The organism is Rhodococcus sp. OK519, from assembly GCF_003051005.1.
Classification (GTDB): domain Bacteria; phylum Actinomycetota; class Actinomycetes; order Mycobacteriales; family Mycobacteriaceae; genus Prescottella.
In genome coordinates, this window is the sequence record NZ_QAOW01000001.1 from 925,836 (window position 1) to 949,652 (window position 23,817).

The 23,817-nt window shown below is 67.4% G+C and carries 21 protein-coding genes and 1 pseudogene; 19 read left to right on the forward strand and 3 right to left on the reverse strand.

Annotated features, from left to right (window positions below):
* The first annotated feature begins 19 nt into the window (after positions 1–19).
* The 8 genes from C8K36_RS04410 to mutM all read left to right on the forward strand — a co-directional run bounded on the left by C8K36_RS04410 (position 20) and on the right by mutM (position 8,000).
* Positions 20–3,427, forward strand: a complete 3,408-nt coding sequence (locus C8K36_RS04410) for a pyruvate carboxylase (RefSeq protein ID WP_107983161.1) — start codon at positions 20–22, stop codon at positions 3,425–3,427.
* A gap of 27 nt (positions 3,428–3,454) precedes the next feature.
* Complete coding sequence (rsmD, locus tag C8K36_RS04415) at positions 3,455–4,021, forward strand: 16S rRNA (guanine(966)-N(2))-methyltransferase RsmD (RefSeq protein ID WP_107983162.1); 567 nt, start codon at positions 3,455–3,457, stop codon at positions 4,019–4,021.
* A complete protein-coding gene (coaD, locus tag C8K36_RS04420) occupies positions 4,018–4,512 on the forward strand; it encodes a pantetheine-phosphate adenylyltransferase (protein WP_107983163.1) in 495 nt (164 codons plus the stop codon). Before rsmD ends, coaD begins: the two co-directional genes overlap by 4 nt.
* 126 nt (positions 4,513–4,638) lie before the next feature.
* Positions 4,639–5,394 (forward strand): DivIVA domain-containing protein, encoded by a 756-nt coding sequence (locus tag C8K36_RS04425; RefSeq protein WP_107983164.1) that lies wholly within the window; start codon positions 4,639–4,641, stop codon positions 5,392–5,394.
* A 179-nt stretch (positions 5,395–5,573) separates the two neighbouring features.
* Positions 5,574–6,140: a YceD family protein gene (locus tag C8K36_RS04430; protein WP_107983165.1), complete on the forward strand. Its 567-nt coding sequence runs from the start codon at positions 5,574–5,576 to the stop codon at positions 6,138–6,140.
* Between the two features lie 2 nt (positions 6,141–6,142).
* Positions 6,143–6,325 (forward strand): 50S ribosomal protein L32, encoded by a 183-nt coding sequence (gene rpmF, locus C8K36_RS04435; protein WP_005512081.1) that lies wholly within the window; start codon positions 6,143–6,145, stop codon positions 6,323–6,325.
* Between the two features lie 16 nt (positions 6,326–6,341).
* On the forward strand, positions 6,342–7,109 hold the full coding sequence (gene rnc, locus C8K36_RS04440) for a ribonuclease III (protein ID WP_107983166.1): 768 nt from the start codon (positions 6,342–6,344) through the stop codon (positions 7,107–7,109).
* 24 nt (positions 7,110–7,133) lie between these two features.
* Complete coding sequence (gene mutM, locus C8K36_RS04445; RefSeq protein WP_107983167.1) at positions 7,134–8,000, forward strand: bifunctional DNA-formamidopyrimidine glycosylase/DNA-(apurinic or apyrimidinic site) lyase; 867 nt, start codon at positions 7,134–7,136, stop codon at positions 7,998–8,000.
* Here mutM and C8K36_RS04450 read toward each other — a convergent pair.
* On the reverse strand, positions 7,936–9,408 hold the full coding sequence (locus C8K36_RS04450) for a PLP-dependent aminotransferase family protein (protein WP_107983168.1): 1,473 nt from the start codon (positions 9,406–9,408) through the stop codon (positions 7,936–7,938). The two genes, mutM and C8K36_RS04450, sit on opposite strands and share 65 nt — an antisense overlap.
* Before the next feature lie 78 nt (positions 9,409–9,486).
* Here C8K36_RS04450 and C8K36_RS04455 point away from each other — a divergent pair, with 78 nt between their 5' ends.
* The 9 genes from C8K36_RS04455 to C8K36_RS04495 all read left to right on the forward strand — a co-directional run bounded on the left by C8K36_RS04455 (position 9,487) and on the right by C8K36_RS04495 (position 20,253).
* Positions 9,487–10,140: a pyridoxamine 5'-phosphate oxidase family protein gene (locus C8K36_RS04455; RefSeq protein WP_107983169.1), complete on the forward strand. Its 654-nt coding sequence runs from the start codon at positions 9,487–9,489 to the stop codon at positions 10,138–10,140.
* Between the two features lie 342 nt (positions 10,141–10,482).
* Positions 10,483–10,581, forward strand: a complete 99-nt coding sequence (gene kdpF, locus C8K36_RS04460; RefSeq protein WP_107983170.1) for a K(+)-transporting ATPase subunit F — start codon at positions 10,483–10,485, stop codon at positions 10,579–10,581.
* A 34-nt stretch (positions 10,582–10,615) separates the two neighbouring features.
* A complete protein-coding gene (gene kdpA, locus C8K36_RS04465) occupies positions 10,616–12,316 on the forward strand; it encodes a potassium-transporting ATPase subunit KdpA (RefSeq protein ID WP_107983171.1) in 1,701 nt (566 codons plus the stop codon).
* Positions 12,313–14,439 carry a potassium-transporting ATPase subunit KdpB gene (gene kdpB / locus C8K36_RS04470; RefSeq protein ID WP_107983172.1) on the forward strand — a complete coding sequence of 709 codons (2,127 nt, stop codon included), beginning with the start codon at positions 12,313–12,315 and terminating at the stop codon, positions 14,437–14,439. The genes kdpA and kdpB overlap by 4 nt, the downstream gene beginning before the upstream one ends.
* 7 nt (positions 14,440–14,446) lie before the next feature.
* Positions 14,447–15,097: a potassium-transporting ATPase subunit C gene (locus tag C8K36_RS04475; RefSeq protein WP_107983766.1), complete on the forward strand. Its 651-nt coding sequence runs from the start codon at positions 14,447–14,449 to the stop codon at positions 15,095–15,097.
* Complete coding sequence (locus C8K36_RS04480; protein ID WP_107983173.1) at positions 15,075–17,648, forward strand: sensor histidine kinase; 2,574 nt, start codon at positions 15,075–15,077, stop codon at positions 17,646–17,648. Before C8K36_RS04475 ends, C8K36_RS04480 begins: the two co-directional genes overlap by 23 nt.
* A complete protein-coding gene (locus tag C8K36_RS04485) occupies positions 17,645–18,325 on the forward strand; it encodes a response regulator (protein ID WP_107983174.1) in 681 nt (226 codons plus the stop codon). Before C8K36_RS04480 ends, C8K36_RS04485 begins: the two co-directional genes overlap by 4 nt.
* Before the next feature lie 58 nt (positions 18,326–18,383).
* Positions 18,384–19,826 carry an alanine/glycine:cation symporter family protein gene (locus tag C8K36_RS04490; RefSeq protein ID WP_107983175.1) on the forward strand — a complete coding sequence of 481 codons (1,443 nt, stop codon included), beginning with the start codon at positions 18,384–18,386 and terminating at the stop codon, positions 19,824–19,826.
* Complete coding sequence (locus C8K36_RS04495; protein WP_107983176.1) at positions 19,819–20,253, forward strand: OsmC family protein; 435 nt, start codon at positions 19,819–19,821, stop codon at positions 20,251–20,253. Before C8K36_RS04490 ends, C8K36_RS04495 begins: the two co-directional genes overlap by 8 nt.
* Positions 20,254–20,270: 17 nt before the next feature.
* Here C8K36_RS04495 and C8K36_RS25375 read toward each other — a convergent pair.
* Positions 20,271–21,034 (reverse strand): annotated as a pseudogene (locus C8K36_RS25375) (HNH endonuclease).
* Between the two features lie 33 nt (positions 21,035–21,067).
* The gene (gene thrS, locus C8K36_RS04505; RefSeq protein ID WP_258195026.1) at positions 21,068–22,384 is read right to left on the reverse strand and encodes a threonine--tRNA ligase; all 1,317 of its coding nucleotides are present in this window, start codon (positions 22,382–22,384) and stop codon (positions 21,068–21,070) included.
* A 356-nt stretch (positions 22,385–22,740) separates the two neighbouring features.
* On the opposite strand from thrS, the gene C8K36_RS04510 reads away from it, so the two are divergent.
* On the forward strand, positions 22,741–23,523 hold the full coding sequence (locus tag C8K36_RS04510) for a hypothetical protein (RefSeq protein WP_420910840.1): 783 nt from the start codon (positions 22,741–22,743) through the stop codon (positions 23,521–23,523).
* 8 nt (positions 23,524–23,531) lie between these two features.
* Positions 23,532–23,813 carry an acylphosphatase gene (locus tag C8K36_RS04515; RefSeq protein ID WP_107983768.1) on the forward strand — a complete coding sequence of 94 codons (282 nt, stop codon included), beginning with the start codon at positions 23,532–23,534 and terminating at the stop codon, positions 23,811–23,813.
* Positions 23,814–23,817: the final 4 nt, after the last annotated feature.

A 23,817-nucleotide genomic window follows, 5' to 3' on the forward strand; every position in this document is an offset into this window, starting at 1 on the left:
GCACGGTACTTTTCTTCCCATGTTCACCAAAGTCCTCGTCGCCAACCGCGGCGAAATTGCGATCCGCGCATTCCGCGCCGCCTACGAACTGGGCGCCGGAACGGTTGCGGTGTTCCCCTACGAAGACCGCAACTCGGTACACCGGTTGAAGGCCGACGAGTCGTACCAGATCGGCGAGGTCGGCCATCCGGTCCGCGCGTACCTGTCGGTCGAGGAGATCCTCGCCGCGGCCGAGCGTGCCGGTGCGGACGCGATCTACCCCGGCTACGGCTTCCTGTCGGAGAACCCGGACTTGGCGGCGGCCTGCGAGGCGCAGGGCATCACCTTCGTGGGCCCGTCGGCGGAGATCCTCGAGCTGACCGGCAACAAGGCGCGCGCGATCGCGGCAGCGAAGGCTGCGGGACTGCCGGTGCTGGCGTCGTCGGATCCGTCCGCGGACGTCGACGCACTGCTCGTGGCCGCCGAGGACATGGAGTTCCCGATCTTCGTCAAGGCTGTGGCCGGCGGCGGCGGTCGCGGTATGCGGCGGGTTGCCGAGCGCAGCCAGTTGCGCGAATCGATCGAGGCGGCCTCGCGGGAGGCCGAGTCGGCTTTCGGTGACCCGACGGTGTTCCTCGAGCAGGCCGTGATCGATCCGCGGCACATCGAGGTCCAGATCCTCGCGGACGGCGAGGGCAACGTCATCCACCTGTTCGAGCGGGACTGCTCGGTCCAGCGCCGTCACCAGAAGGTGATCGAGTTGGCTCCGGCGCCGAATCTCGATCCGGCACTGCGGGATCGGATCTGCGCCGACGCGGTCGCGTTCGCGAAGCAGATCGGCTACCGGTGCGCCGGCACCGTCGAGTTCCTCCTCGACACCCGTGGCAACCACGTGTTCATCGAGATGAATCCGCGCATCCAGGTGGAGCACACGGTCACCGAGGAGATCACCGACGTCGACCTGGTGCAGGCGCAGTTGCGCATCGCATCCGGCGAGACGCTGGAAGATCTGGGACTGAGCCAGGATTCGATCACGATCCGCGGCGCCGCGCTGCAGTGCCGCATCACCACCGAGGACCCGGCGAACGGCTTCCGCCCCGACACCGGCCGCATCACCGCGTACCGCACGCCGGGCGGCGCGGGTGTCCGTCTCGACGGCGGCGCCAACCTCGGCGCCGAGGTCGGTGCGCACTTCGATTCGATGCTCGTCAAGCTGACCTGCCGCGGACGCGATTTCGAGGCTGCCGTCGCCCGTGCCCGCCGCGCGGTCACCGAGTTCCGTATCCGCGGCGTATCGACGAACATCCCCTTCCTGCAGGCGGTTCTGGACGACCGGGACTTCCGCGCGGGGCGCGTGACGACGTCATTCATCGAGCAGCGTCCGGAACTGCTGACGCTGCGCAGCTCGGCCGACCGCGGCACCAAGATCCTCAACTACCTCGCGGACGTGACGGTCAACAAGCCGCACGGCGAGCGGCCGACCGCGGTCTACCCACACGACAAGCTGCCGAAGATCGATCTGTCCGTGGCACCGCCCGAGGGCTCGCGGCAGAAGCTGCTCGCGTTGGGCCCGGAGGGCTTCGCGAAGGCGCTGCGTGAACAGAAGGCGCTCGCGGTCACCGATACGACGTTCCGGGACGCGCACCAGTCGCTGCTGGCCACCCGGGTCCGGACGTCGGGTCTGCTCGACGTCGCCGGACATGTTGCGCGCATGACACCCGAACTGCTGTCGATCGAGGCATGGGGCGGCGCGACTTACGATGTGGCACTGCGGTTCCTGCACGAGGATCCCTGGTACCGCCTGGCGGCGCTGCGCGAGGCGGTGCCGAACATCAATCTGCAGATGCTGCTCCGCGGCCGCAACACCGTCGGCTACACCCCCTACCCGGAGAAGGTCACCCGCGCCTTCGTGCAGGAAGCGGCCGACACCGGAATCGATATCTTCCGCATCTTCGACGCCCTCAACAACGTCGATCAGATGCGCCCGGCGATCGAGGCGGTTCGCGAGACCGGCACCACGATCGCCGAGGTCGCGATGTCGTACACCGGTGATCTGGCGAACCCGAACGAGACGCTCTACACCCTCGACTACTACCTGCGTCTCGCCGAGGAAATGGTCGACGCCGGCGCCCACGTCCTCGCGATCAAGGACATGGCAGGACTGCTCCGTGCCCCCGCCGCCACGAAACTGGTCACCGCCCTGCGCGCCAACTTCGACCTGCCCGTGCACGTGCACACCCACGACACCCCCGGCGGCCAGCTCGCCACCTACCTCGCCGCCTGGCAGGCCGGTGCAGACGCCGTCGACGGCGCCGCTGCCCCGCTCGCCGGCACCACCAGTCAGCCCGCGCTGTCCGCGATCGTCGCCGCCGCCGCACACAGCGAACACGACACCGGCATAGACCTGCAGGCCGTGTGCGACCTCGAGCCCTACTGGGAGGCACTGCGAAAGGTATACGCGCCGTTCGAGTCCGGCCTGCCCGCCCCGACCGGACGCGTCTACACCCACGAGATCCCCGGCGGCCAGCTCTCGAACCTGCGCCAGCAGGCCATCGCGCTGGGTCTCGGCGACCGCTTCGAGGAGGTCGAGGCCAAGTACGCGGCCGCCGACCGCATGCTCGGCCGTCTGGTCAAGGTCACGCCGTCGTCGAAGGTCGTCGGCGATCTCGCACTGCACCTCGTCGGCGCCGACGTCGCGGCCGACGACTTCGCCTCCGACCCCGCCAAGTTCGACATCCCCGACTCCGTCGTCGGGTTCCTGCGCGGCGAGCTCGGTACGCCGCCCGGCGGTTGGCCGGAGCCGTTCCGCAGCAAGGCGCTCGAGGGTCGCGGCGCCGCGAAGCCTGAGGCACAGCTCACGCCCGAGGAGGAAGAGGGGCTGTCCGGATCGTCCAAGGAGCGGCAGGCCACCCTCAACCGGCTGATGTTCCCCGGTCCGGCAAAGGAATTCGAGGAGCACCGCGACAAGTACGGCGACACCTCGCAGCTGTCGGCGAACCAGTTCTTCTACGGCCTGCGCCGCAGCGAGGAGCACCGCGTCAAGCTCGGCAAGGGCGTCGAACTGCTCATCGGCCTCGAGGCGATTTCCGAGCCCGACGAGCGTGGCTACCGCACCGTCATGTGCATCCTCAACGGGCAGCTGCGCCCCGTCTCGGTCCGCGACCGATCCATCGCCAGCGAGGTCCCGGCGACGGAGAAGGCCGACAAGAACAACCCGGGCCACATCGCTGCACCGTTTGCGGGTGCCGTCACGCTCGTCGTGACCGAAGGACAAAGGGTGTCGGCCGGCGATACCGTCGCGACGATCGAGGCCATGAAGATGGAGGCCGCGATCACAGCACCGCGCAGCGGTATCGTCTCGCGGGTTGCCATCGCCGGTGCCTCGCAGGTCGAGGGTGGCGATCTCCTTGCGGTCGTGTCGACGAGGGAGACCACCGGCAACGAATGACAGTGGGCGAGTGAACAGGACTGCAGCGTGACAAGAATCGTCGCCGGCCGTGCCGGAGGCAGACGTTTGAAGGTACCCGCGAGCGGGACCCGGCCGACGTCCGAAAGAGTCCGCGAGGCGCTGTTCAGCTCGCTCGACAGCCGCATCGATCTCGAGGGCGCCGCCGTGCTCGACCTGTACGCAGGCTCCGGCGCCCTCGGGCTCGAGGCGCTCTCGCGGGGTGCCGCCCACGTGGTGCTCGTGGAGTCGGACGCGAAGGCCGCGGCCGTCATCAAGCAGAACGTGACGACCGTCGGCCTGCCCGGTGCCGCCGTGCGCACGGCCCCCGTCGCGGCGGTCGTGGGCGGCACCGCCGAGCGCGAGTTCGACGTCGTGTTCGCCGATCCGCCGTACGCGGTGACCGAGGGCGCGGTGACCGAGGCGCTTTCCGCGCTCGTCGCGCACGGCTGGGTGGGGGAGGGGTCGGTCGTCGTCGTCGAACGCTCGTCTCGTTCGCCCGAGACCACTTGGCCGGACGGCATGCGACCGGAGCGGGTCAAGCGCTACGGCGAGACCAGAATCGAGGTCGCCACCTGCTACGGTCTGGATTCATGACTGGCGCCGTCTGCCCTGGATCCTTCGACCCCGTGACGAACGGTCACCTCGACGTGATCGGACGTGCCGCGGCGCTGTTCGACGAAGTCGTCGTGACAGTGATGATCAACAAGAGCAAGCGCGGTCTGTTCAGCGTCGAGGAACGTATCGAGATGCTCGAGGAATCCACCAGCCACCTGTCCAACGTGCGGGTCGCGTCGTGGCACGGTCTGCTGGTGGATTACGCCAAGTCCCAAGGAATCTCGGCGATCGTCAAGGGCCTGCGCGGTGCCAACGACTTCGATTACGAGCTGCAGATGGCGCAGATGAACCAGAAGCTCTCGGGCGTCGACACCCTCTTCATCCCCACCAACCCCACCTACAGCTTCCTGTCCAGCTCGCTGGTCAAGGAGGTCGCGACGTTCGGTGGTGACGTGGCGGACATGGTCCCAGAGAAGGTGCACGCCCGCTTGACAGCCCGAATCGCCGAACGCGCCGCCGAGGGCGCCTGAGCGGTTCGATCCGTCCATACTTTCGACGCTGTGCCGACACACCGAACGGCTCGGCGTCCCCGCGGCGTCGACTGGGGCAGACTGGTCACCGGCACCAGCGATGACATCTGACGATTGGGGTTGTGCGTGTACCGGGTATTCGAGGCACTCGACGAGCTTGTCGCGATCGTCGAGGAGGCGCGTGGAGTTCCGATGACGGCGGGGTGCGTCGTGCCGCGTGGCGACGTCCTCGAACTGCTCGACGATGTGCGGGACGCAATTCCGGGTGAGCTGGACGATGCCCAGGACGTGCTCGACCACCGTGACAAGTTGGTCGGGGACGCGCGCCAGAATGCAGAGCAGATGGTGACCACCGCGAACGCGCAAGCGCACGAGGCGGTCACCGACGCTCGCGAGGATGCGGACCGGATCCTCTCCGACGCCAAGGCGCAGGCGGATCGCATGGTCGCCGAGGCGCGCTCGCATGCCGAGCAGTTGGTCCACGATGCGCGGGCGGAAGCCGACGCGACGGTGGCCGACGGGCAGCGTGAATACGACTCGCTGACCGGTCGTGCGCGGTCGGAGTCGGATCGCATGATCGAGACGGGCAAGGCGTCCTACGAGCGGTCCGTCGCGGACGGTATCGCCGAACAGGAGCGTCTCGTGTCGCAGGCCGAGGTGGTCCAGGCCGCGAACGCGGAGTCCGCGCGCGTGATCGATTCCGCCCACGCCGAGTCCGATCGCCTGCGTTCGGAGTGCGACCTGTACGTCGACACCAAGCTCGCCGAGTTCGAGGACTTCTTGAACGGCACCATCCGGTCCGTCGGGCGTGGTCGCCAGCAGTTGCGGACCGGTACCGGTGTGCCGGACTACGACGCCGGCTACGGCGATCGCCGGCGCTGACATCGTCGGGGTGGTCCCGGTCATACACGGATTCCGCTGCTGATTTTCTTCTGATTTCCTTCCGGGGTACGTGATCGCGTACCGTGGAGTGGTTGCCCGTTCCAAATGTTTTCCGAAAGAGACTTCCGTTGTCATCCCGTCATCACCGTTCATCTCGCCCCACTCGGGACGAGGGCTTCGTGCTGGACACACTCTCGCTGGGTCGTCGTCCGGGTTCGATGCGTACGGTGTCGCGGGTGGTGCCGGCTCCCTCGCGGATCGGTCTCGACCTCGTCGCGATCGAAAAGGGCACGGACGTGGAACTCGATCTGCGGCTCGAATCGGTATCCGAGGGGGTGCTCGTCACCGGGACCGCCGACGCGGACACGGTGGGCGAGTGCTCGCGGTGCCTCGAGCCGTTTACCGACTCTGTCGCTCTCCATCTGACGGAGCTGTTCGCATACCCGGACAGCACCACTGAGGAGACCACAGAGGAGGATGAGGTTTACCGGGTCGTGGACGACGAGATCGACCTCGAGCCGGTGATCGTCGATGCCGTCGGACTGGAGCTTCCGCTCCAGCCGTTGTGCAGCGACGATTGTGAGGGCCTGTGCCCCGATTGTGGCGTTCGCCTGGCGATTGCGGAATCCGGGCACAGTCATGAAATAATGGATCCTCGCTGGGCTGGGCTCGCAGCCAAATTCGGTGCAGGATCCGACGCCAGCAATGCAACTGCTGATGCCAGCAAGATCAACGAGGAGAAGTAGACGTGGCTGTTCCCAAGCGCAGAATGTCGCGGTCCAACACTAGGTCGCGACGGAGCCAGTGGAAGACCACTGCGCCCACCCTCATCACCTGCCCCAACCGTGCGTGCGGCGAGAAGACGCTGCCCCACGTGGCTTGCCCGTCGTGCGGCACCTACAAGGGCCGTCAGGTTACCGCCGCGGTCTAGTCTGCTCAGTCGCGCTGTGACCAGCAAGAAAAGCAATACAGCACACGCCGGCGGCGAGGAAGATCACGGATCGCTCCTCGCCGCCCTCGGCGTTCCTCTCGAAGACGATCTCCTGACTCTGGCGTTGACCCATCGCTCGTACGCGTACGAGCACGGCGGGTTGCCGACCAACGAGCGACTCGAGTTCCTCGGTGACTCGGTCCTGGGACTGACCATCACCGAGCGCCTCTACCTGTCCCACCCTGAGAAGTCCGAGGGTGAGCTTGCCAAGATCCGCGCCAGCATCGTCAACATGCATGCGCTGGCCGAGGTAGCGCGAGGACTGGGGCCCGATGGACTCGGGGCGTACCTATACCTCGGCAAGGGCGAGGAGATGACGGGTGGACGCAACAAGCCGAGCATCCTTGCCGATGGCATGGAGTCACTGCTCGGTGCGATCCATCTCGAACACGGCATCGACACCGCCCGGCGGGTGGTGCTCGACCTGTTCGCCGATCTGCTCGCTCGGGCCCCCAAGCTCGGCGCCGGCCTGGACTGGAAGACCAGTCTCCAGGAACTGACGGCCGAACGAGGTGTCGGAGTTCCCTCGTACGAGATCACCGCGACCGGTCCCGACCACGACAAAGAGTTCACCGCGACCGTCGTCGTCGGAGGCGATGCTCTCGGTGTCGGTGTCGGGCGCTCCAAGAAGGAAGCGGAGCAGAAGGCCGCGAGCACTGCGTGGAGCGCGCTGTCCGAGTCGGCGCAGTCGGCCGAGGCCGACGAAGCCGTCCTCGAGCCGTAACGCCACTCGGGTCGAGGACGTAGCGTGCCGGAACTTCCCGAAGTCGAGGTCGTCCGACGTGGTCTCGAGGACCACGTCGTCGGACACACCATCGGTGACGTCGAGGTCCTGCATCCACGTGCGACCCGTCGACACCTGCCGGGTTCGATCGACCTCGCGGCACGACTCGACGGTCAGACCGTCGTGTCGGCCGAGAGGCGCGGCAAGTACCTGTGGCTCGTCCTCGAACCGAGTTCTGCCGCGATCGTCGTGCACCTGGGGATGAGCGGCCAGATGTTGGTCCAGGATCCGTCGGTGCCCGACGAGAAGCACCTGCGGATCCGGGCCCGCCTCGAGTCCGGGATCGATCTGCGCTTCGTCGATCAGCGGACCTTCGGTGGGTGGGCGCTGGCCGATCTGGTGACCGTCGACGGCACTGTCGTGCCGGGCTCGGTGGCGCACATCGCCCGTGACCCCCTCGATCCGCTCTTCGATCCGGACGTTGTGGTGAGGACGTTGCGGGGCAAGCAGACCGAGATCAAGCGGGCCCTGCTCGACCAGACGATCGTGTCCGGGGTGGGCAACATCTACGCCGACGAGGCATTGTGGCGAGCCGAGATCCACGGCAACCGTCCCACCGACAAGCTGAGCGGGCCGAGGCTGCGGCGACTGCTCGGTGCGGCCCGGGACGTCATGACCGAGGCACTCGACCAGGGCGGCACCTCCTTCGACGCGTTGTACGTCAACGTCAACGGCCAGTCCGGCTACTTCGATCGGTCCCTCAACGCCTACGGGCAGGAGGATCTGCCGTGCCGGCGATGCGGCGCACCCATCCGTCGCGAGAAGTTCATGAACCGCTCGTCGTACAGCTGTCCCCGATGCCAACCGCGCCCGCGACTCGCGCACGGATGACACCGGCGATCACCTTCGCCGCCTCGTCCGCCCGGGATTCGGGCAACCGCGCGTAGCCGCACAGGAGCCCACGTGGTCCGTCCGCGGCCACCCGATACCCGGCCAGGCCGCAGACCGTGACACCGCGCTGTTGGACCTCGTCGGCCACTGCGTCGTCGTCGGTTCCGTCGGGAAGTCGCAGTGCCACATGCAGTCCCGCCTCGACCCCCAGCGGTTCGACGTCGGGCAGGTACGTCCGCAGCGCGTCGACGAAGGCCTGCCTGCGCGCGGCGTATGTCCGTGAGGTCCGGGCGAGATGTCTTGTGAGCGAACCGGATTCGGTGAACTCCGCGAACGCGTCCGCAGTGACGGCGCAGGCGGTCTCGCCGGTGATCGCCAGGGCGTCGTGAACCCGCGGCAGCAGATCCACGGGCGGAACCAGCCACGCGAGTCGTAGCGACGGCGAGACGATCTTCGACGCCGTTCCCACGTAGGCGACGTGGTTGCGCCCGCCCTCGATCGCCCGCAGAGCCGGCAACGATGCGACGCCGTAGCGGAATTCGCCGTCGTAGTCGTCCTCGACGATCAGCCGGCCGGTGGCCGCGGCATCGGCCACGAGGGCGGCCCGCCGAGCCGCCGACATCCGTGAACCCATCGGGTACTGGTGTGCCGGAGTGCAGTACACCGCGGCGTCGTCCGCCTGCAGATTCGCGGGATCGAGTCCGTCGAGGTCGACTGCGACGGGCCGTGCACGGACACCCGCGAATTCGAATGCCCTGCGCGCCTTCGTGTAGCCCGGATCCTCGAAGGCGATCCGACGTCCGGGCAGGTCCGCCGCGATCGCGAGAGTCCGCAGCGCCGCGAGTGCGCCGGGCACGACGACGATCTCGTCGGCGTCCGCCACGATTCCGCGGGTGCGGCGCAGATGCACCGACAGCGCCTCCCGCAGCCGGAAGTGCCCACCGGGGCCGGGCGCCGTGTTCGGGACGGGGCCGGTGGTTGCCGAGCGCCACGCGGATCGCCAGTCCCGCGGCGAGATCAGCGCGGTGTCCGGGAACCCGGGGGTGAGGTCGAGTACGTCGGGAGGGGGCGTGGCGTGGACAGATGTCGACGTCTCGGCCACCGGGGCGACATGTGGTGTCACGCCGGCCTGCGCGGCGGCATCGGCACCGGTCGCGACTCGGGTGCCCGATCCTGCTCGCGAGTCGACAAAACCGGCGGCGGTCAGTTCGTCGTACGCGTCGACGACGGCGGCACGCGACACCCCGAGTTCGAGTGCGAGGATCCGACTGGCGGGCAGGAGATCTCCGGGCCGGAGGGCGCCCGCGCGCAATGCGACGATCACGGCCCCCGCGATTCGCTGCCGGAGCGGCTCTGCCGTGGCCGGGAGCGTGAGGTGCAGGTTCGACGCGCGTGAGGTCCGGGCCATGCCGTCAGAATACTGGTCTGGGAAAGTTGACGAATTTGGACCTGGTGAGTCAACCGGTATCGGTCGAGGCTGGGAACCATGACCGAAACGAGCGGCCTGCTCCGCATCCGACGCCTGCCCGAACGCTCCAGCGATTCCCGATCCGAACTCGACTCGATTCTCGACGCCTGCCCCTTCGGAACGCTCGCCACCGTCGTCGACGGGCAGCCCTGGGCGGTGCCCATGCTCTATGCCCGTCTCGGAGACCGGATCCTGCTGCACGGCTCGACCGGGGCCGGTGCGCTGCGGCAGGTCGCGGCGGGCGCACCCGCGTCCCTGTGCGTGACGCTCCTCGACGGAATCGTCGTGGCCGACAACCTCTTCAACTCCTCGGCGAACTACCGCTCCGCGGTCGTCCGCGGCAACCTCGCGACACTCGAACGCGACGAGGCCGAGTGCGCGCTCGTCGAACTGTCGGATGCGCTCATCCCGGGCCGCAGCGCCGAGGTGCGCCCGTCGACGCGCAAGGAACTCGCGGCGACGCTGACGATCGCGCTGCCGATCGAGGCCGGGAACTGGACGGTGAAGACCCGCTGCGCGCCTCCGAGCGCGGGTGACTCCGATCCCGGGGTGTGGGCCGGAGTGGTCCCGATACGAATTGTTGCGGGCGAACCTGTCCCGGCGCCGTGGGTGGGCGCGGACGTGCCGGTGCCGGCGTCGGTGAAGGCGCTCCGTCGCGAAGCCTTCCGGTGACGCGCCGAGAGTGACGTCGCGCCGAGAGTGACGGTGCACCCGGATTGACCCCACGCGGACCCGATCGCGTCCGCGTGGGGTCAATTCGTGTGCGGCGGGCCCTGACCGACCCGTAAAGATCGCGTAAACGCGCTCAGATTCGGGCGTCAGCAGAGTGTCAGGACGACGTCAGTGAGCTTGAAACGGGTGCAGGCTCCGCAGTGAGCGTCGAGATACGGCGCTGCCGTTCTCGAGGAAGTCGAAGAGGAACACCATGGCTGATATGGCCTACGTCGGGTTGATCATCGGTGTGTTCACCGCCTGCGCGCTGGTGCTGCGCGGCCTGCAGGCGAGGGGCGCGCGGTGACGCTCGCCGGGACCGTCAGTGTCGCCGTCGTCGTCATCGCCGCGGCACTCGTGGTCTACCTACTCGTCGCGCTCCTGAACCCCGAGCGGTTCTAGGTTCTCCGGCAGGTCTTCGAAAGGTCATAGCCCAATGAATCCCGCTCTCGCAGCGGGACTGCAGATAGCACTGGTCGTTGCCGTGCTAGCGATTCTGTATGTCCCCGTCGGTGACTACATGGCGAAGGTCTACACCACCGACACAGATCTCCGGTCCGGAGATCTGCGCATCGAATCTCTCCTCTACCGGCTCTGCCGGATCAATCCTCGCACCGAGCAGACTTGGTACGGCTACGCCGGCAGCCTGCTCGGCTTCTCGGCAGCGAGTGTGCTGCTGCTGTACTTCCTGCAGCGCGTCCAGGGCGTGCTGCCCCTCGGCCACGGACTCGACGGCGTCAGCCCTGCCGTCGCTTTCAACACTGCGGCCTCGTTCGTCGCCAATACCAACTGGCAGTCGTACGTCCCCGAGACGACGATGAGTCACCTCACCCAGACCTTGGGCCTCGCGGTGCAGAACTTCGTGTCCGCCGCGGTCGGCATGGCGGTCGCCGCCGCGCTGATCCGCGGATTCGTGCGGGTCTCGCGGGGCGGTGAGATCGGCAACTTCTGGGTCGACCTCACCCGCGGAAGCCTGCGCATCCTGCTGCCGCTCTCCTTCGTGCTCGCACTGATCCTGCTGAGCCAGGGCGTGATCCAGTCGTTCCGGACCGGATTCTCGTCCACCGGTCTGGACGGGACAACCGTCACCAACGCGCTCGCTCCGGTCGCCTCGCAGGAGGCGATCAAGGAACTGGGCACCAACGGCGGCGGCATCCTCGCAGCCAACTCGGCGCACCCGTTCGAGAACCCCACTCCGCTCAGCAACATCGTCGAGATTCTCGCGATCCTGCTGATCCCGGTGAGCCTGACCCGGACGTTCGGCACCATGGTCGGCGATCGCCGGCAGGGCCTGACGCTCCTCGCGGTCATGTCGACGCTGTTCTTCGGACTGCTCGCGGTGACGCTCGCCGCCGAGTCCGGCGCGCGCGGCGTCGCTGCCAACGCGGCCGGATCCATGATGGAAGGCAAGGAAGTTCGTTTCGGAATCCCCGGATCGGCTCTCTTCGCGGTCGCGACGACCGGCACCAGCACCGGCGCCGTGAACTCGGCGCACGACAGCATGTCGCCGCTCGGTGGCGGCGCGGTGCTGCTCAACATGCTGCTCGGCGAGATCGCGCCCGGCGGTGTCGGGACCGGCCTGTACGGCATCCTGGTCCTCGCCCTGATCGCCGTCTTCGTGGGCGGTCTGCTCGTCGGGCGCACCCCCGAGTACCTCGGCAAGAAGCTGGGGCAGCGGGAGATCACGCTCGCCGCACTCTCGGTCCTCGTGATGCCCGCCCTCGTGCTGATCGGCACCGGAATCACTGTCATCCTCGGCTCTACCGTCGGCTACCTCGGTAACAGCGGCGACTCAGGGACCCCCGGCTCTATCCACGGCTTCACCGAGGTGCTGTACGCGTACGCGTCGGCGTCGAACAACAACGGCAGTGCGTTCGGCGGGCTGACGGTCACGAGCGACTGGTTCCAGTCGTCGCTCGGCGTGTGCATGCTCCTCGGCCGCTTCCTGCCCATTCTGTTCGTCCTCGCGCTCGCCGGATCGCTGTCCGCGCAGCGCAGAACGCCCGCCGGCGCCGGAACCCTGCCCACGTCCGGACCCATGTTCACCGGACTGCTCACCGGCACGGTCGTGCTGGTCGCTGCCCTCACCTTCTTCCCGGCCCTCGCTCTCGGGCCCATCTCGGAGGCGCTGCAATGAGTCTTCAGACCGACACGACGGTCCCCGCGACCGACGTCCGAACCGATCCGCTCGGCGAAGAGGCCGCGCACGGCCACTCGCCGGTACAGGCGGGCATCTTCAGCCCCCGACAACTGATCACCGCGCTACCCGGCGCTGTGCGCAAACTCGATCCGCGCCATCAGGCCCGGAACCCGGTCATGTTCGTCGTCCTCGTCGGATCCGTCGTGACCACGGTGATGGCAATCGCGCAGCCGACGCTGTTCTCGTGGGCCATCGCCGCGTGGCTGTGGTTCACCGTGATCTTCGCGAACCTCGCGGAGTCGGTGGCCGAGGGTCGTGGCAAGGCGCAGGCGGCGAGCCTGCGAAAGGTGAAGCAGGACACGATTGCCCGACGGATCACGACGTCCGGGGCGATCGAGGACGTCTCGGCCAGCGCCCTCGTGATCGGCGACACGGTGGTCGTCGAGGCCGGCGAGGTGATCCCCGGCGACGGCGACGTCGTCGAGGGGATCGCGACCGTCGACGAGTCGGCCATCACCGGCGAATCCGCGCCGGTCGTGCGGGAATCCGGCGGAGACCGGTGTGCGGTGACCGGAGGCACCACGGTGCTCTCCGACCGGATCGTCGTGCGGATCACGTGTGCTCCGGGTCACTCGTTCGTGGACCGGATGATCGCGCTCGTCGAGGGAGCGTCGCGCAAGAAGACGCCCAACGAGATCGCGCTGAACATCCTGCTCGCGGCGCTCACCGTCATCTTCCTGCTCGCGGTTCTCGCAGTCGGTCCGATGGGCGAGTACGCGGGCGAGGCGCAGGACCCGATCAAGCTGATCGCCTTGCTGGTGTGCCTCATCCCGACGACGATCGGCGCGCTGCTCTCCGCGATCGGCATCGCCGGCATGGACCGCCTGGTGCAGCGCAACGTGCTCGCGATGTCGGGCCGCGCCGTCGAGGCCGCGGGCGACATCGACACGCTCCTCATGGACAAGACCGGAACCATCACGTTCGGTAACCGCCGGGCCACCGCGCTCTACCCGGCGCCGGGTTGTACGATCCTCGAACTCGCTTCGGCCGCAAGGCTGTCGAGTCTGGCCGACGGCACGCCCGAGGGGCGCAGCATCGTCGAGCTGTGTGCCGAGCAGTTCGGCCTGGACGCCGAGGCGTCCGAGAGCGAGCGGGGTGCCGAGTTCGTCGAGTTCACGGCGCAGACTCGGATGAGCGGACTGGACGTCGCCACCGACACCGGTCGGCAGCAGATCCGCAAGGGCGCGGGAGATGCCGTGCTGGCGTGGGTGTCCGGGTACGGGACGACGATCGACCCCGAGGTCACGGCCTCGGTCGAGAAGGTCGCCCTGGCCGGCGGTACGCCGCTGGTGGTGGCCGTCGCCGAGCGCGGTACGGCGACGGTGCTCGGGGTCATCGCGCTCACCGACGTCGTCAAGCCGGGGATCGCCGAGCGATTCGCGGAACTGCGCGCCATGGGGATCCGCACCGTCATGGTGACGGGTGACAACCCGCTCACCGCGCGGGCGATCGCGGAGGAGGCCGGCGTCGACGACTTCATGTCCGAGGCCACCCCGGAGGACAAGCTCGAGCGCATCCGTCAGGAGCAGGAAGGCGGTCGGCTGGTCGCGATGACCGGCGACGGCACCAATGATGCCCCCGCCCTCGCGCAGGCCGACGTCGGCGTCGCGATGAACACCGGGACGTCGGCGGCCAAGGAGGCCGGCAACATGGTGGATCTGGACTCGGATCCCACCAAGCTGATCGAGGTCGTCGAGATCGGTAAGCAGTTGCTGATCACCCGCGGCGCTCTCACGACGTTCTCGCTGGCCAACGACCTGGCAAAGTACTTCGCGATCCTGCCGGCACTGTTCAGCAGCATCTACCCGCAGTTGGCGGTGCTCAACATCATGCATCTCGCGAGCCCGCAGTCGGCGATCCTGTCGGCAGTGATCTTCAACGCCCTCGTCATCGTCGGGCTGATCCCTTTGGCGCTCAGGGGTGTTCGATACCGTCCGGCGTCGGCGTCGAAGCTGCTGGGCCGCAACCTGCTGATCTACGGCGTCGGAGGTGTGGTCACACCGTTCATCGGGATCTGGCTCATCGACCTCGTCGTCCGCCTCGTTCCTGGAATCGGGTGAAAGTCCAATGAGATTCGCTATCGGTTTTCTCAAGCAGGTGTGGGCCGGGCTCCTGGTGCTGCTCGCGCTCACCGCAGTCCTCGGTGTCCTGTACCCGGCCGCGGTGTGGGGTGTGGGGCGGATCAGTTCGGGTGCGGCGGAGGGATCTCCGGTCACCGACGCCGCGGGGTGCGTCGTGGGCAGCCGCTGGGTCGGCGTGGATCCGCAGGTTGCGGCGGGCGAGCCGGATCCGTTCTTCCACAACCGGGTTGTCGGTTCCGTCGCCGACGAGGATCCGTTCGCGACCGGCGACCCGGCGGCGGCCCTGCCGAGCAATCAGGGGCCCAGCAGCGAAGTCCTGGCCGGCTTCATCGAGGCACGTCGGGTCGCAATTGCCGAACGGGAGGGTGTGGCCCCGGACGCCGTGCCGGTCGACGCGGTCACCGGATCGGGCTCCGGTATCGATCCCCACATTTCGCCCGTTTATGCGGAACTGCAGGTTCCGCGCGTCGCGAAGGTGAACGGGTTGAGCGAGGAACGTGTGCGGGACCTTGTCGCGCAGAACACCGAAGGGCGTCAGCTCGGCATCCTCGGTGCGGAGCGGGTCAATGTGCTCGAGCTCAACCTCGCGCTCGGTCTCACCGCGCCTGGATGCAATGCAGCGTCGTCGGGTGAATGATGGCGGTGTGAGTAGTCCCGAGCAGCACCGCGCGCGCCGCCGCGGCGAGTTGCGGATCTATCTCGGTGCTGCGCCGGGCGTCGGCAAAACGTACGCGATGCTCGGCGAGGCGCACCGGCGTCTGGAACGTGGTGGTGATGTGGTCGCGGCCGTGGTGGAAACCCACGGCCGCGCCCGCACCGCGGAGCAGTTGTCCGGGCTCGAGATCATCGAGCCGAAGATGATCGAGTATCGCGGTACCTCGATGCCCGAACTCGACGTCGAAGCGGTGCTGGCCCGGCGTCCTGCGGTGGTGCTGGTGGACGAGCTTGCACACACCAACACCCCGGGCAGCCGCAACGAGAAGCGCTGGCAGGACATCTACGAACTGCTCGACGCGGGAATCGATGTGCTCTCGACCCTCAACGTGCAGCATCTCGAGAGCCTCAACGACGTCGTCCAGCAGATCACCGGCGTCGTGCAGCAGGAGACCGTGCCGGATGCGGTCGTCCGCGCCGCCACCCAGGTGGAACTCGTCGACATCACGCCGGAGGCCCTGCGCCGCAGGCTCTCTCACGGCAACGTGTACTCCGCCGACAAGGTCGATGCGGCGCTCCGCAACTACTTCCGTCGGGGCAACCTCACGGCCCTGCGGGAACTGGCGCTGCTGTGGGTGGCAGACCAGGTGGATGCCGCACTCGCGAAGTACCGCGCGGAGAACAAGATCACCGACACGTGGGAAGCCCGTGAACGGGTGGTCGTCGCCGTCACCGGTGGGCCGGAATCCGACACCCTGGTGCGCCGTGCGAGCCGCATCGCCGGCAAGGCCAGCGCGGAACTGATGGTGGTACACGTGGTTCGGGGCGACGGGATCGAGGGAGTGTCGGCGGGCGAGATGGGCAAGGTGCGCAAGCTGGCGACCAGTTTCGGCGCGAGCCTGCACAGTGTCGTCGGTGACGACGTCCCGATGACACTGCTCGAGTTCGCCCGCGAGGTCAACGCCACCCAGTTGGTGATCGGCACGTCCCGGCGTTCACGGTGGGCCCGCATCGTCGACGAGGGGATCGGGGCGGCGATCGTCCAGCAGTCCGGGAAGATCGACGTGCACATGGTCACGCACGACGAGGCCGCGACCCGGCACCGGATCTCGTTCCTCGGTCGCGGCGAACGGCGTGCGGTGTCGTGGCTGGCCGCCGTCATCGTGCCGTCGCTGGCCGCCGTCCTGATGGGGCTGATCGATCGATTCGCGGGGGTCGGCGGCCAGAACGCGCTGTTCTTCGTCGTCGTGCTGCTCGTGGCTCTGTTGGGCGGCGTCGGCCCCGCGATCGTCTCGGCCCTCATCTCGGGCCTGCTGCTCAACTACTTCTTCACCGCCCCGCTCTACAGCTTCACCATCGCTCAGCCCGACAACTTCATCACCACCATCGTCCTGCTGGTGGTGGCGGTCGCCGTGGCGATCCTGGTCGACGCGGCAGCCAAACGAAGCAGGGAGGCACGGCGGGCGTCGCAGGAGGCCGAACTGCTCGCGCTGTTCGCCGGATCCGTGCTGCGCGGCGCCGACCTGCCGGCATTGCTCGAGAAGGTGCGTGAGACGTACTCGCAGACCGGGGTCAGTGTCGTCCGGCGAGGTGAGGGTGTCGTCAGTTCGGCGGGAACATCTGCGCCGAGCACGATCGACGAGGCCGGCACAGTATGCGAGGTCAGCGACGGCGAGTACGCACTGCTCCTCGCCGGCGAAGAACTCGGCGCCCGCGACCGCAAGGTGCTGTACGCGGTCGCGAACCAAGCGGTAGGCCTGATCCGGCAGCGGCAACTTGCGGAAGAGGCCAGCAAGGCACAAGCGCTCGAGGAGGCCGACCTGCTGCGCCGGTCGTTGCTCTCGGCCGTCAGCCACGACCTGCGCACCCCGCTCGCGGCCGTGAAGGCCGCGGTGTCGAGCCTGCGCAGCGACGACGTCGAGTTCTCGCCCGAGGACACCGCGGAACTGCTCGCCACCGTGGAGGAATCGACGGATCAGCTCACGGCACTCGTCGGAAATCTGCTCGACTCGTCGCGGCTCGCCGCGGGCGTCGTGAAGCCGACACTGCGTCGGATCTATCTCGAGGAAGTGGTGCACCGGGCCCTGGTCGGCGCGGGGTACGGCGGCCCCGGCTCGGCCCGGCGGGTGCGCGACCAGGTCAAGGTGGAGGTGGGCGACGCCGTGGTGATGGCGGACGCCGGTCTACTCGAGCGCGTGATCGCCAATCTTGTCGACAACGCGCTGCGCTACGCGCCCGACGAACCCGTCCGCATCGGCGCGGCCCGGTCGGGGGACCAGATGACGATCACCGTTGCCGACACCGGTCCCGGATTGGCCCGCGGCAGCCACGAGCAGGTCTTCGACGCCTTCCAGCGCCTCGGCGATCGGGACAACACCGTCGGCGTGGGCCTCGGGCTGTCCGTGGTCAAGGGGTTCGTCGAGGCGATGGGCGGCACGGTGGGGGTCGCGGACACTCCCGGCGGTGGGCTGACGATGATCGTCGAACTCGAGGCGGCACATTCGGGTGCCGAAGACGCGAAGGGAGCCCGATGACGCGGGTGCTGGTGGTGGACGACGAACCGCAGATCCTGCGGGCACTGCGGATCAATCTGAGCGTCCGCGGTTACGAGGTGACGACGGCGTCGACCGGCGCTGCGGCGCTGCGGGCGGCGGCCGAGAAGCACCCCGAGGTGGTGGTGCTCGACCTGGGCCTGCCCGACATGGACGGCATCGAGGTACTGGCCGGATTACGTGGATGGTGCACGGCGCCGGTGATCGTGCTGTCGGCGCGCACGGATTCATCGGACAAGGTCGAGGCACTCGACGCGGGTGCGGACGACTACGTCACCAAGCCGTTCGGGATGGACGAGTTCCTCGCCCGCCTGCGAGCCGCGGTCCGGCGTGGTGCGGCGGCCGCGGACACCGGTGAACCGGTCGTCGTGACCGACTCGTTCACTGTTGATCTCGCGGCCAAGAAAGTCACCCGAGACGGGAGCGAAATACACTTGACGCCCACCGAGTGGGGGATGCTCGAGATGCTCGTTCGCAACAAGGGCAAACTCGTCGGGCAGAAGGAACTGCTCCGCGAAGTGTGGGGTCCGGCGTACGCCACCGAGACGCACTACCTGCGTGTTTACCTCGCACAGTTGCGGCGCAAGCTCGAGGTGGATCCGTCGAAGCCGCGGCACCTGCTGACCGAGACCGGGATGGGATATCGATTCCAGGTGTAGCAACTAACGGTCGGTTCGGGACTGGCGGACTGGACGATCGTCCCGCATAGTCGCTGGTGTGGACGCCATCGTGGATCTGGTCACCGACATCAACGACGCGTACTGGTACGCAGTGATCGCCCTCTTGGTCGGACTGGGCCTGTACTTCACGGTGCGGTCCCGGTTCGTCCAGATCCGCCTGCTGCCGGACATGCTCCGGTCGGTCACCGAACCGGCCGAGACGCTGCCCGACGGGCAGAAGGGGATCTCGGCGTTCCGTGCCTTCTCCATCTCGGCGGCGTCGCGGGTGGGCACCGGCAACATCGCCGGAGTCGCCATCGCGATCAGCGTCGGCGGCCCCGGCACGGTGTTCTGGATGTGGGTGATGGCGCTCATCGGCGCAGCCACCGCGTTCGTCGAGTCGACGCTCGCTCAGGTGTACAAGATCCGCGACAAGGACGGCGGGTTCCGCGGCGGTCCCGCCTACTACATGCTGCACGGACTCCGGCGCCGCTGGATGGGTGTGATTTTCGCCGTCATCATCACGGTCACCTACGGCTTCGTCTTCAATGCGGTGCAGACGAACTCGATCGTCGACGCCGTGTCGACCTCGGTCGGCGAGGAGTCCCGCGGACTGAGTGTCGTCGTCGGACTGGTCGTCGCGAGCCTCACCGCTGCCGTGATCTTCGGTGGCGTGCGCCGCATCTCGGCCGTGTCGCAGGTGATCGTCCCGGTGGTCGCCGGCGCCTACCTGGTCCTCGCGCTCGTTGTGGTGGCCTTGAACATCACACAGGTCCCCGACATGTTCCGCCTCATCGTGGAGAACGCATTCGGTATCCGTGAGATGGTCAGCGGTGGCTTCGCGGCAGCCTTCATGCAGGGCATTCGGCGCGGATTGTTCTCGAATGAGGCCGGTATGGGCTCGGCGCCGAACGCCGGCGCGACCGCTGCCGTGTCGCATCCGGTCAAGCAGGGCCTGGTGCAGAGCCTGGGCGTCTACTTCGACACCCTGCTGGTCTGCACCGCAACGGCATTCATCATTCTTTTGTCGAACCCCGATTACGGGACGAAGGCGGGTGCGTCGCTCACCCAGACCGCTCTCAGTGCGCAACTCGGTGGTTGGACTGTCCACTTCCTGACGTTCGCTATCTTCTTCCTCGCGTTCACCTCGGTGATCGGCAACTACTACTACGGCGAATCGAACATCGAGTTCATGACGAGCAGTCGTCGTGTGCTGCACGGATTCAGGGCGCTGGTGGTGGTGTGTGTGTTCGCCGGTGCCGTCGGATCGCTGCCCCTGATCTGGGCGTTGGCGGATCTTGTGATGGGTGTGATGGCCACCGTGAACCTGGCTGCCCTGCTCCCGCTGTCGGGTGTCGCCTTCCTGCTGTTCAACCACTACCGCCGCCAGCGGGCCGAAGGCAAGGACCCGACCTTCCACCGCGACGAGATCCCCGAGATCTCGGGGATCCAGGTGTGGGACGAGGCGCGGGAGGATGGCAGGATCTCCACTCATGGCTGAACAGACTCCCGCCCCCGCGTCCACCGAACTCTGGGTGGAGCGCACCGGCACCCGCCTGTACACCGGCCGCAGCTCGCGCGGCGCCGAAGTCCTGATCGGATCGGAGTCGGTGGAGGGCGCTTTCACCCCTGGGGAGCTGCTCAAGATCGCGCTGGCCGCGTGCTCGGGCATGAGCTCGGACTTTCCGCTGTCGCGTCGTCTCGGTGACGACTACGACGCCACGATCCGGGTCTCGGGTGCGGCCGACCGCGAGAACGAGGTGTACCCGCAGCTCGACGAGGTCCTCGAACTCGACCTCAGTGAGCTCGACGCCGAGGCGCGCCAACGCCTGGTCGCCCTCGTCGAGCGCTCGATCGACAAGGTGTGCACCGTCGGCCGCACGCTCAAGGCCGGCGCGAAGGTGACGCTGACGATTACGGGGGAGTAGACCACCACCCCGCGCCTCTACGCCGCGCGGGGCCCTGCCCGATTGTGCGCGGGGATGGGTTTCCGCGCACGGGTCCAAACGAGCCTGGCGGTGTGAACCACGGTGGTGATCTTCGCCGATGGCTACTTGCCAGTGGGAGTGGTGGAGTAGTCGGTGGTGGTAGCGGCAGAGCAGTACCAGGTCGTCGAGGTCGGTGGGTCCGCCGTCGGCCCAATGTGTCACGTGGTGGCCTTCGCAGTGGGCGGGTGGTCTTCCGCAGCTGGGGAGGGCGCAGCCGTGGTCGCAGGCGAGTCGGCGTGCGGTGGCGATGCTCAGTGGCCCCATCCACGGCACGTGAGCGATGTCTTTGTCGCCGAACAGATCCGGTGGCGCAGTCGAGCAACACCTTCCGGCAGGGCCCTACGGCTTCGGGAGGCATCCCGTTCGGCGGCTTCTCGCAGAACCTCGCGATCAGCGCCGCATGGTCGCCAGAGACACGACCACGCTCGTACTCGGCGGCAATCTCGGGTTGCCGACCGAGTGCGCGTCCGAGGGCGAGAATCCGTGCGGCGGCAGGCACTTCCAGCAGAGTGTTCGATGCGAGCCACAGTTTCACGCTGCGGAACCCGAGGGTGTCGAACGAGACGGGCGGTTGGTCGATTTCGGCGACGGCGGCCACCCGCAGCGTTTCGAGGCGCTCGATTTCGCGGGAGAGGTCGAGGGTCGTCTGCAGCAGTTCCCGCTCGGGCAGGCGCCGCAGATCGCGGGCGTGCACCGATAGTGTTGCGCTTGGTTCGATGATTCCCCCGGATTCATGACTCCCCTCTGATTGGAACTAGTGTTCGAGTCGATGGAGAACGTCGGCGGCCCCTGCAAGCCGTGGCCAATCGAGTGTTGCCCTCCGGTCGCGATACGCGTCTCCCATTAATTCGAGAAGGTGCTCTCGGGCGACTTGGGTCCGAACACCGCAGGCGACGTCGGTGATCTGAACACTGTCCAACGCAACCTCGGACTGTCCGATAACTGCGATCAGGTGATCTCTGGTTCTGCGGGCGTTCCGAATGCGTGCTCCCAGTGACCCGCCGTGGTCGACTCTGCTGCGAAGTCCCTGCCGGCGTGCTTCATTGGCGAACGTGCGCGCCGCGGCATCCTGGTCTGCGGTGACCGGCAGGACAGTGACCTGGACCGGGGCCAACCAGAACGGCAAACGCCCCGTGTGGTGTTCGAGGAGCGCTGCAGTCACGCGCTCCATGGACCCGACAGCGCCTCGATGAATCATGACTGGTCGACATTCAGCGCCGTCGGAGTCGACGTAGGTGAGGTCGAATCGCTCGGGTTGATTGAAGTCGAGCTGTACGGTGGCGATGGTTTCCTCGTGACCGTGTCCGTCCCGAACTTGCAAATCGAACTTGGGGCCGTAGAACGCGGCCTCGCCCGGGGCCTCGAGCAGTTTCAGTCCATGCTCGTCGAGAACGGACCGCCCTGCCACACGAAGTTGCTCCTGGGCATGCTCCCACTGTGCCTCGGTTCCGAGCCACGCAGCGGAACTGTCTCGTATCGACAGCCGAACGTAGTCGACGGGCAGTCCCAGAATCTCCTGAGCACGCAGCGCAGCCCGCAACCCCAGCTCGGCTTCGTGCAGGACCTGGTCCGGGCGGCAGAAGACGTGAGTGTCGTCGAGGTTGATCTGCCGGACGCGACTCAATCCGGACAGAACCCCGGAACGTTCGGCCCGGAACATGGAGGCGAGCTCGTTGAATCGAAGTGGCAGCTCGCGATACGAGCGTTTGGTGGAGGCGTAGATCAAGGCGTGATGAGGGCAGTTCGCCGGCCGAAGCATGATGTCGTCATCGCCAATTCGCATGGCGGGGAACATGTCTTGGCTGAACTTGCTCAGATGTCCGGACCGCTCGTACAGCGCTCGTTTTCCGAGAACCGGCGAGAACACGCCTTGGCATCCATCGTCCGATGCCAGTTCCTTCGCCAGCTTTTGCAGCTCCTCCCGGACGATGGCACCGGCTGGTAGCCACATCGGAAGGCCGGATCCGGCAAGGGGATCGGTGGCGAAAATTGCCATGTCGTGGTTGAGATCTCGGTGGTCGGTGACCATGGTGTCTGCTCCTGTTGTTTCGTGTGGGAGCAGTCGGGACAAGAAGAAAGCCCCGGAATCTGCTCCGGGGCTCGAGATGTCTGAGGGCTGTCAGTTCATCGTGAGGGCGCCGGCGGTGTCCGGCGTCGTCGTGGAATGTAGGAATCCCTGCATGGTGTCGGAGTGTACAAGCCATGCGCGCACAGCGCCCCGAACTTCTGCAACAATCGCGTACCCGGAGGGCAAGGACACAGGGGGAGATTGTGCGTAGTCGGCGAACTGGGCGAATCGGAATTCTCGCGTTGGCATCGGCGGCGGTTGCCGCGATTGTCACGGCGGCGCCGGCGACAGCTGAGATGTCGAGCGCCCCGAACCGGTGCCCGCAGTGGGGTGTTCAGACGATCGCGTCGGGTTACGGAATGCTCGAGAACCTCGCGTTCGACGGCCGCGGAGCCATGCTGCTGTCGGATTCGTCGTTCGTGACGCCTGGTGCTGTCCGAACGCTGGACGCGGCGGGCGGGCGCGGCACCCTGGTCGACGGGGTGAACGGCCCGGGCGGGCTGGTAGTCGACGGTGACAACGTCTACGTCACGACCGGCAATACCGCGGTATCGGGTCTGTTCGGGATCGCGGACGGCACGGTCGACGTCGTGGACCTGCAGACCCGCCAGCGCCGCACCATTTCCGGAGGGCTCGTGATGCCGAACGGACTGGCGCGTCTCGGGAACGGAGACCTGCTCACCACCCGAAATCTCGGGGCGCCCGGTCTCACCCGAATCCCGGCGGACCGGCCCGGGCAGCCCGAGACGGTCCGCACCGACCTGGGTACCGTCGACGGTGTCGCGGTCGCGGGTGACCGCGTCTACCTGACCACGTCGTTCGATCCGGTCAGTGAGTTGAAGGTCCTCGACGCGCGCGATCTCCGTGGGCCGGTCCGCACCATCTCGCTGCCGGGCGTAGGGCCACTGAACGTCGCCGACGACCTCACCGTCGGACCCGACGGCGCCGTCTATCTGGCGTACAACGTCGCGGGCAGGGTGCTGCGGGTCAACCCCGAGTCGGGGGAGAGTTGCGAAGTCGCGTCGGGGCTGGCGCTCGCGTCGGCGGTGAAGTTCGGCGCGGGCCCGGGCTGGGATCCCCGCGCGTTGTATGCGACGGGCTTCGACGGCACCGTTCGGAGGCTGACACCACCCGTCGGATAATGGCAGCCATGCACCCCGACATCGAACGCCTCACCGCCTGGGTCCACGGATACGTCCAGGGCGTCGGCTTCCGGTGGTGGACGCGTGCGCGGGCCCTCGAACTGGGGCTGGTCGGGCATGCCACCAACCACGCCGACGGTCGGGTTCTCGTGATCGCGGAGGGGGCGCGGACGGAACTCGAGCGGTTGCTGGAGTTGCTGCGGTCGGGGGGAACGCCCGGAAACGTGACGCTCGTCGTCGAGCACTTCGATGCGGCGCGCGGAGGCCTTTCCGGGTTCGTCGAGCGCTGATCCG